17 protein-coding genes are annotated in these 15,427 nt (G+C 66.7%); 10 read left to right on the top strand and 7 right to left on the bottom strand.

Annotation, left to right across the window (positions count from 1 at the left end; genetic code table 11):
* Positions 1-75: 75 nt before the first annotated feature.
* Together DL238_RS12470 and DL238_RS12465 are read right to left on the bottom strand one after the other, a co-directional pair.
* The gene (locus tag DL238_RS12470; protein ID WP_115492556.1) at positions 76-1,278 is read right to left on the bottom strand and encodes a glycosyltransferase; all 1,203 of its coding nucleotides are present in this window, start codon (positions 1,276-1,278) and stop codon (positions 76-78) included.
* A 4-nt stretch (positions 1,279-1,282) separates the two neighbouring features.
* A complete protein-coding gene (locus DL238_RS12465; protein ID WP_115492555.1) occupies positions 1,283-1,858 on the bottom strand; it encodes a helix-turn-helix transcriptional regulator in 576 nt (191 codons plus the stop codon).
* 100 nt (positions 1,859-1,958) lie between these two features.
* Between DL238_RS12465 and DL238_RS12460 the strand changes: the two genes are divergently transcribed.
* Both DL238_RS12460 and DL238_RS12455 read left to right on the top strand, forming a co-directional pair.
* Positions 1,959-2,438: a DUF6456 domain-containing protein gene (locus DL238_RS12460; RefSeq protein WP_115492554.1), complete on the top strand. Its 480-nt coding sequence runs from the start codon at positions 1,959-1,961 to the stop codon at positions 2,436-2,438.
* Positions 2,439-2,569: 131 nt separating this feature from the next.
* Positions 2,570-3,151: a glutathione binding-like protein gene (locus tag DL238_RS12455; protein WP_181883909.1), complete on the top strand. Its 582-nt coding sequence runs from the start codon at positions 2,570-2,572 to the stop codon at positions 3,149-3,151.
* Here DL238_RS12455 and DL238_RS12450 read toward each other — a convergent pair.
* The gene (locus tag DL238_RS12450) at positions 3,144-3,722 is read right to left on the bottom strand and encodes a uracil-DNA glycosylase family protein (protein ID WP_115492552.1); all 579 of its coding nucleotides are present in this window, start codon (positions 3,720-3,722) and stop codon (positions 3,144-3,146) included. The two genes, DL238_RS12455 and DL238_RS12450, sit on opposite strands and share 8 nt — an antisense overlap.
* Positions 3,719-5,536: an ABC-F family ATP-binding cassette domain-containing protein gene (locus DL238_RS12445; protein ID WP_115492551.1), complete on the bottom strand. Its 1,818-nt coding sequence runs from the start codon at positions 5,534-5,536 to the stop codon at positions 3,719-3,721. Before DL238_RS12445 ends, DL238_RS12450 begins: the two co-directional genes overlap by 4 nt.
* A gap of 99 nt (positions 5,537-5,635) precedes the next feature.
* On the opposite strand from DL238_RS12445, the gene DL238_RS12440 reads away from it, so the two are divergent.
* From DL238_RS12440 to DL238_RS12425, 4 genes are all read left to right on the top strand, one after another.
* A complete protein-coding gene (locus DL238_RS12440) occupies positions 5,636-6,364 on the top strand; it encodes an SIMPL domain-containing protein (protein ID WP_115492916.1) in 729 nt (242 codons plus the stop codon).
* A 96-nt stretch (positions 6,365-6,460) separates the two neighbouring features.
* Positions 6,461-6,796, top strand: a complete 336-nt coding sequence (locus DL238_RS12435) for a PepSY domain-containing protein (protein WP_115492550.1) — start codon at positions 6,461-6,463, stop codon at positions 6,794-6,796.
* A gap of 134 nt (positions 6,797-6,930) precedes the next feature.
* On the top strand, positions 6,931-7,608 hold the full coding sequence (locus DL238_RS12430; protein ID WP_115492549.1) for a response regulator transcription factor: 678 nt from the start codon (positions 6,931-6,933) through the stop codon (positions 7,606-7,608).
* Positions 7,559-9,091, top strand: a complete 1,533-nt coding sequence (locus DL238_RS12425) for a sensor histidine kinase (RefSeq protein WP_407640847.1) — start codon at positions 7,559-7,561, stop codon at positions 9,089-9,091. The genes DL238_RS12430 and DL238_RS12425 overlap by 50 nt, the downstream gene beginning before the upstream one ends.
* A gap of 63 nt (positions 9,092-9,154) precedes the next feature.
* On the opposite strand, the gene DL238_RS12420 is transcribed toward DL238_RS12425, so the two are convergent.
* Entirely contained in the window at positions 9,155-9,373 is a 219-nt protein-coding gene (locus tag DL238_RS12420) for a hypothetical protein (protein WP_115492547.1), read from the bottom strand.
* Between the two features lie 257 nt (positions 9,374-9,630).
* On the bottom strand, positions 9,631-9,843 hold the full coding sequence (locus tag DL238_RS12415) for a hypothetical protein (protein ID WP_115492546.1): 213 nt from the start codon (positions 9,841-9,843) through the stop codon (positions 9,631-9,633).
* A 228-nt stretch (positions 9,844-10,071) separates the two neighbouring features.
* On the opposite strand from DL238_RS12415, the gene DL238_RS12410 reads away from it, so the two are divergent.
* Positions 10,072-11,094 (top strand): polyprenyl synthetase family protein, encoded by a 1,023-nt coding sequence (locus DL238_RS12410; RefSeq protein ID WP_115492915.1) that lies wholly within the window; start codon positions 10,072-10,074, stop codon positions 11,092-11,094.
* 153 nt (positions 11,095-11,247) lie between these two features.
* Here DL238_RS12410 and DL238_RS16170 read toward each other — a convergent pair whose 3' ends face one another.
* Positions 11,248-11,661, bottom strand: a complete 414-nt coding sequence (locus DL238_RS16170) for a hypothetical protein (protein WP_181883907.1) — start codon at positions 11,659-11,661, stop codon at positions 11,248-11,250.
* A gap of 530 nt (positions 11,662-12,191) precedes the next feature.
* Here DL238_RS16170 and DL238_RS12405 point away from each other — a divergent pair.
* Genes DL238_RS12405 through hrpB form a run of 3 tightly spaced genes read left to right on the top strand, consistent with a single transcriptional unit; the run spans position 12,192 to position 15,417 of the window.
* A complete protein-coding gene (locus DL238_RS12405; RefSeq protein ID WP_234031065.1) occupies positions 12,192-12,596 on the top strand; it encodes a hypothetical protein in 405 nt (134 codons plus the stop codon).
* Between the two features lie 12 nt (positions 12,597-12,608).
* The gene (locus DL238_RS12400; protein ID WP_115492545.1) at positions 12,609-12,827 is read left to right on the top strand and encodes a helix-turn-helix transcriptional regulator; all 219 of its coding nucleotides are present in this window, start codon (positions 12,609-12,611) and stop codon (positions 12,825-12,827) included.
* 52 nt (positions 12,828-12,879) lie between these two features.
* A complete protein-coding gene (hrpB, locus tag DL238_RS12395; RefSeq protein ID WP_115492544.1) occupies positions 12,880-15,417 on the top strand; it encodes an ATP-dependent helicase HrpB in 2,538 nt (845 codons plus the stop codon).
* Positions 15,418-15,427 lie beyond the last annotated feature (10 nt).

Below are 15,427 nucleotides of genomic sequence, written 5' to 3'. Positions count from 1 at the left end.
CCGGTGGCGCGTTGCGCCGTCTACGACTCCGAAGGGTCTCACTTTTTCTTCAAGAAGTACGATGCTTCGACAAGCTCAGCATGAGCGGGGTAGGGGGTCGGTCTCGACCATTTCCGAATAGATCGCATCGAGCGCCTCGGCATGGCTTGCCCAGCCGAATTCGGCGACCAGCGCGGCGGTATCCCGCGGTTGCGGCGGGTGGGCGAGGATCGTGCGCACCCCTTCGGCAATGGCCGCAGGATCGCGCGCCACGATCAGGCCCGCCTCGGCCCCGCGCACCACGTCGCGTGCGCCGCCGACATCCGCGATCACGATCGGCGTGCCGCAGGCCAGCGCCTCGATCCAGGCATTGGCGAGCCCCTCGCTGCGCGACGGCAGCACCATGATATCCGCGGCAGACAGGATCAGCGGCAGCAGGTCGTGATCGACCGAGCCGAGGAAGTGGACCCGGCCTGCGATCCCCAGCTCTTCGGCCAGACCGCGCAGCATGGCGTCGTCGGGCCCATGCCCGACCAGCAGCAGCTTGGCATCAGGTAGATCGGCCAGCGCGCGCAGCACCAGGTCCTGCCCCTTGCGCGGAATCAGCGCGCCGACACTGGCAAGGATCGGCTCTTTCTGGGGCAGGGCGACCCCCAGCCGCTCGCCCAGCATCCGCCGCAGGCCCGCGTTCTGCAGCGGCCGGAAGCGATCGCGGTCGAGCCCGGTATGGTGCACCGCGATCTTGCCGCGATCCATGCCCAGCGCGGCCATATCCTCAGCCAGCGCGCCGCTGACCGCGAGCAGGCGCGAGGCCTGGCGGGCGGCGCGCAGCATCTTGGCGCGGGCAAAGCCTTTCGCGCCCCAGTAGTGAATATCCGCCCCGCGCCCCTTGATCGCCAGCGGCCGGCCGAGTTCCTCGGCGATGGCCGCCGCCGCAGGCCCGTCGGGATAGAAGAATTGCGCATCGACCATGTCGAACGGGGCTTCTGCGTGAAGCTGGCGCGCCAGCGGCAGCACGGCGTGCGCGATCAGTCCCGGATTGAAGCGCCCGCCGATGCGCGGAATCAGCGTGAAGCGCGGGCGATGCACCGCCACCTCGCCGTCCAGCTCGTCCACCGCCGCATCGGCCAGCGCGCGGTACTCGCCCGCGAGAACCGGCGGCAGGCCGATGGGGTTGATCACGGTCACGTCCCAACCGGGCCGCGCGGCCAGCGCGTCGAGCGCGTGCGAGACGAAGGTGCCGAAGTGCGGGCGCGCGCGGCTCGGATAGAGCGTCGCGATGGAGAGCAGGCGGGGCATCCGGTTACAGCCGCCGGACCAGCATTTCGGCAACCGCGAGCCAGGCGGGGTCTTCCACGATCAGCTGCTTGCGCCCCGGCTCGGTCGGCAGCAAGGCCAGCCGCCCGGGTTCGTGGTCGACCAGACGCCCGAAGGCGAAGCGCCCGGCGCGGCGCGGGACCAGCACGTCGCGGTTCATCGCGCGGGCCGCATTCTCGGGCGCTATCCGGCTGAGCCACACCTCGTCGCCCGCGCGGTAGGCACCCGTGCTCGCGCTCACCTGCATCACCATGCGGTTGCCCGCGCGGCCCATCCGCTCCGGCCCGACCGCCTCGCGCGGTCTCGTCAGCGCGTGCGGGCCGTTCTCGTCGAGCATCGCGACGACCGCCGTACCGTCTTCGGCCTTGTCCGAGCGGACGAGCATTTCGGGGTCTACGCCCAGCGCCGCACCGATCCGCTCCATCCATTTGAGCGAGAGGTTGCGCGTGCCCGTCTCGAGCCGCCCGATCGTCTGTGCAGTGGTCGGCGGGTCGCACGCGGCCGCCAGATCGGCAAGCGTCCAGTTCTTCTGCCGGCGCATGTCGCGGATGCGGTTGATCATCGAGGGCGTGCCTGTTTTACCAGATTGGTGAAATCGCTTTCCTACAGACAAGCGCATTTGGCAATCCCGCTGCATCGTCTTGCACACAGGAGAGCCAGTCATGACCCGCGAACTCGTCGAACGCGAACTCACCAGCGAAGGCCCCCGGCGCGGGAAGGACGGCGGCGTGCACGCGCGCCGCCGTTCGGTCACCCTCAACGTCGCCGAAAGTCCGCTCTCTTGGCTGCATGCGCGCGGGCACCTGAGCGACCGGCTGTTCGATGCGGGCGAGCGTCTGCGGATGGATTACGAACGCGCGCAGCTTGCCCCCTCGGTCACGATGCGGTGGGACCCGGTGCGGATCAAGGGCGGGCCCGATGCCGGCCTTTCCCCGACCGAGCGGCAGATGGCGGCGAAGGAACGTTTCGACGGCGCGCTGGCGGCGGCGGGCAGCGGCCTGTCCGACGTGCTGTGGCGCGTGGTGTGTGCGTGCGAGAGCCTGCCGGCAGCCGAGCGCGCGCTGCAATGGCCCGCGCGCTCGGGCAAGCTGGTGCTCAAACTCGCGCTCGAACGGGTGGCCGATTTCTACCGCATAAGGTGAGGCGGCATTTTTTGCCCCTGGACACTGTGTCAGGTGTGTCAGGCCGTCGGCGTGCTTCGCAGTCTTGCGCGGATCGTGCGGGCGTCTTCGTCGTTGTTGGTGCAGGATACGCAACCCGAGGAGACCCGACCATGAAGCTCTATTTTTCGCCCGGCGCCTGCAGCCTCGCCAGCCACATCGCCCTGATCGAGAGCGGCGCGGATTTCGAGGCGACCAAAGTCGATCTCTCCAAGCACGAAACCGAGCATGGCGAGGATTTCTACGCGATCAGCCCGCGCGGCTACGTGCCCGCGATCGTCACCGACGAATTCGGCCTGCTGACCGAGAATTCGGCGGTGCTTCCCTATCTCGCCAGCGCCACGGGCACGCTGCCCGGCGGCGAAGCGCATTTCCGCCTGCACGAATGGATCGGCTTCATCGGGACCGAGATCCACGGCGCCTACGGCCCGCTGTTCGGCGGGGCCGACGGTGATGCCAAAGCCAAGGCGAAACAGACCGTGGCGGAGAAGTACCAGCTAGCCGAAACGCTGCTGGACGGCCGCGACTGGCTGGTGGCCGAAGGGCCGACCGTGGCCGACAACTACCTGTTCGTGACGCTCCTGTGGGCGGACAAGTTCGGGATCGACGTGCCGCAGTCGCTGCAGGCGTTCCGCGACCGGAACAGCCAGCGTGACAGTGTGCAGCAGGCGATGAAGGCCGAAGGGCTCAGCTGACCCTCGCCGCGACCGCCTCGCGCAGCGCAGGCAGCACTTCGGCCTCGAACCACGGGTTCCTGCGCATGAAGATGGTTGAACGCCATGCGGGATGAGGAAGGGCGAAGACATCGGGCGCGAAATCGCGCCACTGCTCGACCCGGCGCTGCATCGTCCAGCCTTTGGTCTCGGGAAGGTTGGCGGCCTGCGCATAGGTGCCCACGAGCAGCGTCAGCCGGTCTTCGGGCAGGGTGGCAAGCACGCGGTCGTGCCACTTCGGCGCGCATTCGGGGCGGGGCGGTTTGTCCCCGCCGCTGGCCTTGCCGGGGTAGCAGAAGCCCATCGGCACCAGCGCCACGGTCTCGGGGTCGTACATCTGTTCGCGGCTCAACCCGGTCCATTCGCGCAAGCGGTCGCCGCTGGCATCGTCCCACGGAATGCCGCTCGCATGGACCTTGCTGCCCGGCGCCTGCCCGATGATGAGGATGCGGCTGGTGGACGAGAACTGGACCGTGGGGCGCGGCGCAAAGCCGAGCGCGGCCTCGCATATGCGGCATGCGGCGATCTGGCGGTGGAGCTCCTGGGTGCTCAACCCTCGACCCGCTCCGCGAGCTCCAGCCAGCGCTCTTCCGCCGCGTCCTTCTCGGCCCGCGCGTTCTCCACGCCCTTGGAGATGTTGGCGAAACGCTGCGGATCCTGCGCGTACAGGTCGGGATCGGCGAGGATCTCCTCGCCCCGCGCGATGGCCAGCTCCAGCTCCTCGATCCGGGCGGGCAGCGTATCGTAGTCGCGCTGGTCCTTGAAGGAGAGCTTGTCCGCGCGCGGCGGCGGGGGTGGGGGAGGCGGCGGAGCGGACTTGGCGGCCGCCTTGGACTTGCCCACGATCGGCGTGCGCCGCTTGGCGACCCAGTCCTCGTACCCGCCCGCAACCACGTCGACCTTGCCCGACCCGTCGAGGCCGAGCGTGACGGTGACCGTCCGGTCCAGGAAGTCGCGGTCGTGGCTGACGATCAGCACGGTGCCCTCGTAGTCCGCGATGACCTCCTGCAGCAGGTCGAGGGTCTCGAGGTCGAGATCGTTGGTCGGCTCGTCCAGCACGAGGAGGTTGGACGCGCGCGCGAATTCGCGGGCCAGCAGGAGCCGCGAACGCTCGCCGCCCGACAGGATATCGACCTTGGTATCGACGATGCCGGGATCGAAAAGGAACTCCTTGAGGTAGCCCTGCACATGCTTGCGGTTTCCGCGCACGTCGATCCAGTCGCCGCCTTCGGCCAGCACCTGACGCACGGTCTTGCCCTGGCCCAGCAGGCTGCGCTGCTGGTCGATCATCACGCCGGTCAGCGTCTTGGCGATGTCCACGCGGCCGCTATCCGGCTCGATCTCGCCGGTGAGCATCTTGAGCAGCGTCGTCTTGCCCGCGCCGTTGGAGCCGACGATCCCGATCCGGTCGCCACGCTGGATGCGCAAGCTGAAGTCGCGGATGATCGTGCGCTGCTCGCCCTCCGGGGTAGGGTAGCTCTTGGAGATGTTGTCGGCGACGATCACCGACTTGCTCTTGAAGTCCTCCTCGGTCGCCAGCTTCAACTTGGCGGTGCCGGACGTGTCGATCATCGAGGCGCGCTGGGCGCGCATCTTGTAGAGCGCTTCCAGCCGCCCCTGATTGCGCTTGCGCCGCGCGGTGACCCCGCGTTCGAGCCAGTGCGCTTCCAGCTTCAACTTCGCGTCGAGCTTCTCCGCCGCGCGCGCTTCCTCGGCATAGACCTGTTCTTCCCACGCCTCGTATCCGCCGAAGCCGACCTCCTTGCGCCGCATCGTGCCGCGGTCGAGCCACAGCGTCGCGCGGGTCAGGCGCTTGAGGAAGGTGCGGTCGTGGCTGATGACGACGAACGCGCCGGTATAGCGGTCGAGCCAGCTTTCCAGCCAGTCGATCGCCGCGAGGTCGAGATGGTTGGTCGGCTCGTCCATGAGCAGCAGGTCGGGGTCCTGCGCCAGCGCGCGGGCGATCTGCGCGCGGCGTCGCTCGCCCCCGCTGGCACCCGCGGCCTCGCGGCTCATGTCGATGCCGAGCTGGCCTGCGATCGCCTCGACCTCGTGTTCCGCAGGGGCATGCTCGCCGCCGAGCGCGAAATCCATGAGGGTGTCGTAGGCCGATACGTCCGGGTCCTGCTCCAGCACCACGATGCGCGTGCCGGGCTTGACCTTGCGCTGGCCCTGATCGGCATCGAGCTTGTTGTCGATCAGCCGGAACAGCGTGGTCTTGCCCGCTCCGTTGCGGCCGATCAGCGCCAGCCGGTCGCGCGGGCCGATATGCAGGTCGATATTGTCCTGCTCGGGCCCGCCGAACAGCCAGCGGCCGCCCTGCTGGAGGCCGAGATTTTCCCAGGAAAGAATTGGAGGCTGCGCCATGGTTGCGGCGAGTTAAGGCTGGCGCGCCTATCCCACAAGCCTTCCGCGATGCTTTGCTTGCGGTTAAGACACCGAAGAACAATCTTTTGGAGAATGCCGATGATCCGCCAAACCGCCTTGCCCCTGTCACTCGCGCTCGTCGCGCTTTCGGCCCAGCCTTCGCAGGCCGCCGAAATCGAGGTTCAGGCGACCGGCCCGGTGATCGAACTCGTCGTCAACGAACGGGTCGAGGTCGAGCCGGACGAGGTCACGATCAGCGCGGGCGTGCGCACCGAAGCGATGAGCGCGCAGGAGGCGCTGTCGCAGAACTCCACCCAGATGCAGCGCGTGATCGACCGGTTGCGCTCGCTCGGCATTCCCGAGCGCGACATACAGACCACCCGCATCAATCTCGGCGCGCGGTTCGATTACGACCAGCAGACGCGGCGCCAGGTTTTCCGCGGCTACGAGGCGACCAACCAGGTCCGCGTCCTGCTGCGCGATACCGAAGAAGTGGGCGGGGTGCTCGATGCACTGGTCCAGGCGGGCGCGAACGACATCAACGGGCCGAGCTTCTCGGTCTCGGATGATACCGAAGCCAAGGCCGAGGCGCGTCGCCGCGCGCTGGAGCGCGCACGGACGATGGCGTTGGATTACGCACGGGTCGCGGGCTATTCGAACGTGCGCGTGCTCCAGATCTCCGAGAGCGTGCAAGGGCAGGCGCGCGAGATGTACTCGGCCGACAGCATCGTGGTGACCGGTTCGCGCGTCGGTGGTGCTCCGCCCGTTCAGCCCGGGATGGTCGAAACCGGTGTGACCGTTGCCGTCACCTACGAAGCCGTGAACTAGCGCTATCGTTAATAAAATCGTGCATAATTCTGAACGTATGGCAGTGGGCAACATTCAGAGGCCATTCAATGGTTTCACGCCATTGAGGGCAGCAGAATGAAATGGATCATCGCCCCCCTGCTGCTCGGTTGCGCGCTTGTCGCGACGTCCGCTCCTGTCCTTGCGCAAAGCAATGCGGCACAGGAAGCGGCGCGTCGCGACACGCAATCGGGCAGGGCACTGCCGTTGCGGCAGATCGAGGCGATCGTGTTCCGGACGCTGGGCGCGCCGCTGTGTTCGAACACGCGCGACGGGCGCGATTGTTACGAATATCTCGGCCCCGCCTACGATCCGGGCGAAATGGCCTACCGCCTCAAGTTCATGCGCAACAGCCGGGTAACCTTCGTCGACATCGATGCGCGCACGGGCCGCGTGCTCAATCGTGCACGCTAGGCCAGCGTGGCGAGCAATCTGGCAGAAAAACAGGCGGCGTTGTTGACGATGATGCGCCATTCGCTTCAAGGAGCGGGCTTGCAAGTGAAACGCCGTGTTCGTGAAACCGGGCGAGTGACGAGGACAAGACGCCAATGCGCATCCTGATCGTGGAAGACGAGCCCACGCTGGGCGAACAGCTCAAATCGACGCTCGAGCAGAACGGCTATGCCGTCGACCTGTCGACCGACGGGGAAGACGGGCATTACCTGGGCTCGAGCGAGAATTACGACGCAGTGATCCTCGATCTCGGCCTGCCCGAGATCGACGGGCTAACCGTGCTCGGCATGTGGCGCAAGGAAGGCCGCACCTTCCCCGTGCTGGTGCTGACCGCGCGCGACAGCTGGTCGGACAAGGTCGCGGGACTGGACGCGGGCGCGGACGATTACCTCGCCAAGCCGTTCCAGACCGAAGAACTGATCGCCCGCCTGCGCGCGCTGATCCGTCGTGCCTCGGGCAACACCAGCAGCGAGCTGACCGCCGGCGACGTCCGGCTGGATACGCGATCGGGCCGCGTCACGCGTGGCGGCGATCCGGTGAAGCTGACCGCGCAGGAATACAAGCTGCTGAGCTACCTGATGCACCACAAGGGCAAGGTGGTCAGCCGCACCGAGCTGATCGAGCACATCTACGATCAGGATTTCGACCGCGATTCGAACACGATCGAGGTCTTCGTCACGCGCATCCGCAAGAAGCTGGGCGCGGAAGTCATCACAACGATCCGTGGCCTTGGCTACAGCCTCGACGACCCCGCCGACGCCCCCCGGGCATAGCGCCGCGGCCGACGCACCCCGCGAGGGGGCGGCTGCCGGCGCGAGCCGTTCGGGCAGGCGCGATCCGCGCGCGCCTGACCGGGTGGCGGGCGAAACGCATCGCGAGCGCCCGCGCGATTTCGTCGCGCCGCACACGGGCAGCCTGACATGGCGGATGATCGCCATTTCGGCGATCTGGATCGTCGTCCTGCTGCTCGGCGGCGGCCTCGCGCTCGATCGCACGCTGACCAACCTGCTGGAGCGCAACTTCGATACCCAGCTGGACAACAATCTGACCGCGCTGATCGCATCGGCCGAAATCCAGCAGACCGGCGAGATCTGGCTGATCCGGCCGATGGGCGACCAGCGTTTTCTCGAACCCAATTCGGGCCTCTATTACCAGATCAGCCCCGCCGGGGAGCCGGTGAACCTGAACGATCCCGATGTCCTGCCATCGCGATCATTGTGGGACGAGGCGCTCGACCTGCGCGATTCGCTGGAGGACGAGCCGCTCTATTACGACAGCGAGCAGTTCCGGGGCGAACCGCTGCGGATTGCCCAGCGCGACACGACGCTGCCGGGAAGGGACACGATGTGGACCTTCGCCGTCGCCTCGTCTCGCAGCGAAATCGACGAGCAGATCGGCCGCATCCAGCGCATTCTCGTCATCAGCTTCGTCATCCTCGGCCTCGGCCTGATGGTTCTCGTGCTGCTGCAAAGCTATGTCGGCCTGCGTCCGCTGCGCCGGATCGAGGCGGCGATCCAGCATATCCGCACCTCGGGTAGCAACCGGGTGACCGATCCGCTGCCGCTGGAGGTCCAGCCGCTGGTGCAGGAATTGAACATGCTGCTCGAACATTCGGAGCGGCAGGCGGAAGAAGCGCGCACGCACGCGGGCAACCTCGCACATGCGCTTAAGACCCCGCTGACGGTCGTGAACAATGCCGCGACCGCGCATGCGCCCGATCTCGCCAGCACGGTGATCCGGGAAGCGCGCACGATGCGCCGTCATGTCGACCACCACCTTGCCCGTGCGCGCGCCGTCGGGCGCCGTGCAGTCGGCCATGCGCAGACGCCCGTTTGCGAGAGTGCCGAGGCGGTCCGGCGCGCGGTCGAGCGGCTCTACCCGGACGTGCGTTTCGACCTCGACGGATCGCGCGAGGCGCGCGTCGCGATAGAACGCCAGGACCTCGATGAAATCCTCGGCAACCTGATCGAGAACGCCGCCAAATACGGCGGCGGGAGCGTGTTCGTCACGATCGATGCCGAGCCGGAAGATCGCCGCTGCGTGATCTGGATCGAGGATGACGGGATGGGCATCCCCGAAGGAAAGCGGATCGAGATCTTCGATCGCGGCGCACGGCTCGATACCGGCAAACCTGGCACCGGCCTGGGCCTGGCGATCGTCCGCGATGTGGCCGAAATCTATGGCGGTTCGGTCGACCTGGCCGAGAGCGAGGATCTGGGCGGGCTGCTGGTGCGACTCTCGCTGCCTCGCGCCTAATACCGACCGCGCAAAAAAAAGAGGGCGCCGCAGCGCCCTCTCCTCATCATATCTGTCGTGCGATCAGGGGCTGACAGCGTCGTCTTCGTCATCGGTCGAGGTGACCGTGGCGACGACGATCAGGCCGGCAATGGCGGCCGCGATAATGGCGGCGACCGGGCTACCGCCCAGCGAACTTTCACCGTCGACGGGCGCTGCCGAGCGCGCTTCCGCTTGGGCTGCGATGGGGGTTACAGCGAGGGCGGCGCCGGCAAGTGCGGCAACTAGGCGTGGATTGGTCATGGTCGTGCTTCCTTCTCGGATTGCAGGCCGTCCCTGGCGAACGAATTCGCAGGCGACGGGATAACAAGCCATAGCTCCGCTTGCGGTTCCCTAAATAGTTCAATCGGTGACGAAAAGAGGCGGTGTAGCGCCGAACCGACGGAACGCGGAACCCCGGCACCCCCCGCGCGCTCATGTCCAATGCGAAGAAGGGCCGGAAAAGAAAAAGGGGGCGCGGATCGCTCCGCACCCCCCTTCTCGACGAAAATCGATGAATTTTACGGGCTGACGGCCTCGTCGTCGCCACCCGATGCGGCGATGCCGATGCCGATGCCGACGATCGCGAGGAGGATGAGCGGGGTGTAGGCACCACCGCCCACTTCGCTTTCGCCATCGACGGGTGCGCTCGCGCGGACGTCCGCCTGCGCCGCGATCGGCGCGGTGGCGAGGGTGGCTGCGGCGACTACGGCAAAGGTTTTGCCAAGCTTCATCTCAAACTCTCCAATAAGTGCCCTGAGCGTCTTCGAGTATGACATGTGAAAGTTGCTCGCAACCGCCTTTCGCCGATTTCGGCCAGAGAGACGCTCGGCTGCGATCAAAATAACACACTTGTGCCGCAATCGGGGCGGTCGGTCCGGGAGCTGCGTTCCGTGCGACGCGACACGCGCGTGCCTCTAATGCGCTTGAAATACCCGCGCGGCTTGGCCATTGCGATGCCGATGACCGCCGAGATCCTTCCTTTCGCCAATGCGGCGGGCAAGCCCGAAGCCTCGATCGACGCGATGCTGGCGCTGACCGCGCCGGGCCTCAATGCCGTCAACGCCGTGATCCTCGACCGGATGCAGAGCGAGATTCCGCTGATTCCGCGCCTTGCCGGGCACCTGATCTCGGGCGGGGGCAAGCGTCTGCGCCCGATGCTGACGCTCGCGGGGGCGGAGCTGGTCGGCTACCAGGGCACGCGGCATCACAAGCTGGCTGCCTCGGTCGAGTTCATTCACACCGCCACGCTGCTGCACGACGATGTGGTCGACGGCAGCGAGATGCGCCGGGGCAAGGCCGCCGCCAACATCATCTTCGGCAATCCGGCGACCGTGCTGGTCGGCGATTTCCTGTTCAGCCGCGCGTTCGAGCTGATGACCGAGGACGGGTCCTTGCGCGTGCTCAAGATCCTCTCCTCCGCCAGCGCGATCATTGCCGAGGGCGAGGTCGCGCAGCTGACCGCGCAGCGCAAGGTCGCCACCAGCGAACAGCGCTATCTCGACATCATCGGCGCGAAGACCGCCGCACTGTTCGCCGCCGCCAGCCGCATCGCCGCCGTGGTCGCCGAATGCAGCGACAGCGAGGAACAGGCGCTCGACGATTACGGCCGCAACCTCGGCATCGCGTTCCAGCTGGTCGACGATGCGCTCGACTATTCGTCCGACGCGGCGGAAATGGGCAAGGACCGGGGCGACGATTTCCGCGAGGGCAAGATGACCCTGCCCGTGATCCTCGCCTACGCCCGCGGCGACGCCGAAGAGCGCACCTTCTGGGAAGCCGCGATCGCGGGGCACAGGACCTCGGACGACGACCTCGCCCACGCGGTCGCGCTGGTCGACCGCCACGACTGCGTCACCGCCACCCGCGAACGCGCCCAGCACTTCGCCCAGCGCGCGGCCGATGCGCTGTCGATCTTTCCGGATGGCAAGGCGCGTGAGGCGATGGTCGAAGCCGCGCAGTTTGCGGTGGCGCGGGGGCATTAGGGTTTGCTCTGACGCTCGTGCTTCCCCGTAGATGGCGGGAGCAGCGGGGCGCATGCTCTCGTTTGCCCGCGAAGCATCTTCCGAAATATCTGGACGAGCTTAAGTTTCGTCACAATCTCTTGGAGACTCCTGAGTCGATGCTCAACTAACTGATTATGGCTTTTCAGCGCACGAGCCGTTCCTAGCCGCTAGGATACCAGCGAAGCCTGCTGACATCGTCTTTCTTCTTTTCTTTTTTCGCCACCTTTTCGGGGCACCTTTCATAGCCTGCACCGATGCGACAAACTCAATCCAATCAGTTTTCTTCACGAACAGCGGGCGCCCGTAGAGCCAGCCACGATCATTCGGCGGTCGGTAGACGCCAGATACAACCGAAGCATGATCCATCTCTATGATTGCCCCAGGGTCCACCAACTTTTCGTCGCCGTCGTTCGGCGCGACCCAAACAGGCAATTCCCCAGATTGTATCGCGCTGGAAATTAGCCTCGTCACTTCTTCGCTGGCTGCCTGTGTGGTCAGCCAATTCTCGCGCTGATCTTCCGGTATGCTTTGTGCAAACTCAACCATTCTTCGGGGAAATCTTTTTGGCGGAGGCCAGTATAGTGAAGCTTCCATTAGGTCTATCCGGCAGTCCGAGGCCCGATAAGAGTTTGTTACCGCTGAACCGCGATGTTCATCGTCGTAGCGTCTAAAGACCGCGGTGGACGAATTATTTAGCCGAAGCGGCGCTGCAATCGTTGTGAGGGCTTCTTTAGGTCTGCGCTTCCACCATTCTCTATCGTTCCAACGGACGCTAGCGATAATGGTAACGAGGCCGAGTACCATCCCTGCCCAGCCAATGTAGCGTAGCCAATCTTGGTCCGTGCGAGCACCGATCACTTCCGCCGCTCCTGCCAAGATTAGACCCAACCCGCCTGATCCTGCACCAGAGGAAAGTGAAATCTTGCCCATCCACCTCTCATATCACCGCACTCCTTTAATCGTGAGACGGCAACTGTGGATACTTGTCGCAAGGGGATGATGTCAAAAATGTTCGACATCCAGCCCGCGTCCTCCTATGTAAAAAATGTTCTACATAACGGAGGAGATTCGCTGCCATGTCGTTCAAGGAAAAATCCGCCTGGGTGATGGGGGCGATCATGCTCGTCACCGGGCTGTTCTATGCCAACCTCGTCTACACCGCGCCGCAGGCGCCGGTGATCGGCCCGCTGATCCCCTATGTGCTCGCGGTGATCGTCCTGTCGATCGTCGCGCAGACGGTGCTCGCGCTGTCGTCCCCCGGCGAAGCCAATGCTCCCGCCGACGAGCGCGAGCAGCCCGCGATCGACAAGGCCGGGCACTGGTCGGGCGTGGTGCTCGGCGTGCTGGCGATCTCTTCGTGCATCACCTATGTCGCGCTGCCCAGTGGCACGATGCTGTTCCACCACATCATCGGTGCGCTGATCGTGGCGCAGCTCGCCGAATACGCGTTCCAGATCTACTTCTTCCGGCGCCCGGTATGAGGGGGCGCTCCGATGGGTAAGCGCCCGCCGATCACCAACCGCGTGCGGAACCTGCGCGAGGCGCACGGGAAGATGAGCCAGGCCGCGCTGGGCGAGGCGGTGGGGGTGACGCGCCACACGATCATCGCGATCGAACAGGGGCGCTATTCCCCCAGCCTCGAAACCGCCTTCCGCATCGCGCGGCTGTTCGGGTGCGGAGTGGAGGACGTGTTCGGCTGGGAGGGGGAGTGACGGTTTTCGACCGGCCTTCGCAGGGGTGACGGCTTGGGTTAGAGGCGGACGAATGCCCGGCGATTCCAGTCTCCCCATCCACGCCGTTCTGCCGGATTTGAAGGCCGCGCTGCGGGCCGGACCCAACGCGGTGCTCGTCGCCCCGCCGGGGGCGGGCAAGACCACCGCCGTCGCGCCCGCGCTGCTGGACGAGGACTGGTGCGAGGGCGAAATCCTGCTGCTCTCGCCCCGCCGGGTCGCCGCGCGCGCCGCGGCGGAGCGGATGGCGGCCATGCTGGGCGAGAAGCCGGGCGAGACGGTCGGCTACCTCACCCGGCTCGACAGCAAGCGCTCCGCGCGCACCCGCATCACCGTGCTGACCGAGGCGATCTTCCTCAACCGCATCGTGGCCGATCCCGAACTGCCGGGCGTCTCCGCCGTGCTGTTCGACGAGGCGCACGAGCGGCACCTCGACAGCGATTTCGGCCTTGCGCTGGCGCTGGAGACGCAGGCCGTGCTGCGCGAGGACCTGCGCCTGCTGGTCATGTCCGCGACGCTCGACGGGGAGCGGTTCGCAGGTCTTATGGATGACTGCTCGGTGATCGAGAGTGAAGGGCGCAGTCATCCGCTTCGTATTCAATGGCTTGGATCGAGCGGTACAGACCGTTTCGAGGATGCGATGGCCGATGCGGTCGCGCAGGCGTGGCGCGAGGAGAGCGGTGACATCCTCGCCTTCCTGCCCGGCGTGCGCGAGATCGAGCGTGTGCGCGAACGATTGGAGGAGCGTCTGCGCGATGCGCTGATCCTGCCGCTGCACGGGCTGGTCGATCCCGCGGGCCAGCGCGCGGCAATCCGCCGCGATCAGGAAGGCCGCCGCCGGATCGTGCTGGCGACCGCGATCGCCGAAACCTCGCTGACGCTCGACGGGGTGAGCGTGGTGGTCGACGGCGGGCTCTCGCGGCGGGCCGAATACGACCGCGCGGCGGGCGGCAACCGGCTGGTGACGGTGCAGGCCTCGCAGGCCTCGGCCACGCAGCGGGCAGGGCGCGCGGCACGGCAGGCGCCGGGGGTGGCCTATCGCCTTTGGGCCGAGCCGGCGCATGCCGGTCGCCCCGCCTTCGAACCGCCCGAGATCGCCACCAGCGACCTCGCTCCGCTGGTGCTCACGCTGGCGAAATGGGGCGAGAGCGAGCCGGCTGCGCTGCGCTGGCTCGACCCGCCGCCCGAGGCGTCGCTCGCCACCGCGCGCGGCGAATTGCAGGCGCTCTGCGCGCTCGATGACGAGGGGCGGATCACGCCGCAGGGCGAAGCGATGGCGCAGCTACCGCTAGACCCGGCGGGGGCGGCGATGGTGCTGTTCGGAGCGCGGCACGGCACCGCGGAGCGGGCCGCGCGGGCGGTGCTGCTGTTGCAGGAGCGCGGGCTTGGCGGTCGCGGCGAAGATCTCGATGCGCGGCTCTCGCGCTGGAACGGCGAGCGGGGAGGGCGCGCCGAGGCCAGCCGCAAGCTTGCGGGCCGGTGGGCCGATCTGGCTTGTAAACTGATCTCCGCTCGTCCTGAGCTTGTCGGACTCGAAGAGGGGGTGAACCCCCAACGGCGGGCGCAGCGCGACGTTCGCGGTTCGACAGGCTCACCACGAACGGGGGCAGGACTTCCCCTCGCCATTATTCTCGCCGCAGGCCGCCCGGGCTTCGTGGCGAAGCGGCGCGGCACCTCGGGCGAGCAATGGCTGGCGGCCAACGGTCGCGGCTACCGGCTCGACCCGACCTCGCCGGTCGCACGAGCCGAATACTGCGTGATCGGCGATGCGCAGGGTTCGCCGCAGGGCGCGCGGATCACGACGGCGGCGGCGCTCGACGAAAGCGATTTGCGCCAATGGCACGGCGAAAGGATCGAGCTTCACCGCACCCTGCGCTGGACGGGCGAGCGGGTCGAGGCGCGGCGAGAAGAGCGGCTGGGTGCGCTGGTTCTCTCGAAGGGCCCGGACCCCGATCCGGATATGGATGCAGTGCAGGCGCTGCTTGTGGAAAAGGCTCTGGAAAAGCTGGGGGAACGGCAGGGAGAACTGCTCCCGCCCGAACTCGTCGCCCGGGCGCGCTTCGCGGGGATCGAGGGGCTTTCGCGCGAGAACCTGCGCGCATCCGCCGATCTCTGGCTCGCGCCGCTGCTCGCCGGACGCCGCGATCTGGCGGTGGGCAGGGGCAGGCTGGTCGATGCGGTGCTCGGCATGCTCGACTGGAACGAACGCCAGCGGCTCGACGAGGCGGCTCCGCGCGAATTCGCCTCGCCCGCGGGCACCCATCACGCGATCGACTATACCGGGCAGGATGCCCCCGCTGTCGAAGTGCGGGTGCAGGCGCTGTTCGGGCTCGATCGCCATCCGATGATCGGGCCAAAGGGACAGGGCGTGCCGCTGCTGCTCAAGCTCACCAGCCCCGCCGGGCGCCCGGTGCAGGCGACGCGCGATCTACCTGCCTTCTGGCGCGGGAGCTGGGCCGATGTGCGCAAGGACATGAAGGGCCGCTATCCCAAGCATCGCTGGCCCGAGGAACCCTGGGCCGAGGTTGCGAGCCTGAAGACGAAGAACGCCTTTTCAAAATCGCGAGGCTGAATTAGGAACC

The sequence above is a fragment of the Alteriqipengyuania lutimaris genome (genome assembly GCF_003363135.1).
In the GTDB taxonomy this organism is placed as follows: Bacteria; Pseudomonadota; Alphaproteobacteria; order Sphingomonadales; family Sphingomonadaceae; genus Alteriqipengyuania; species Alteriqipengyuania lutimaris.
This window is presented reverse-complemented; position numbering and strand designations above follow the sequence as displayed.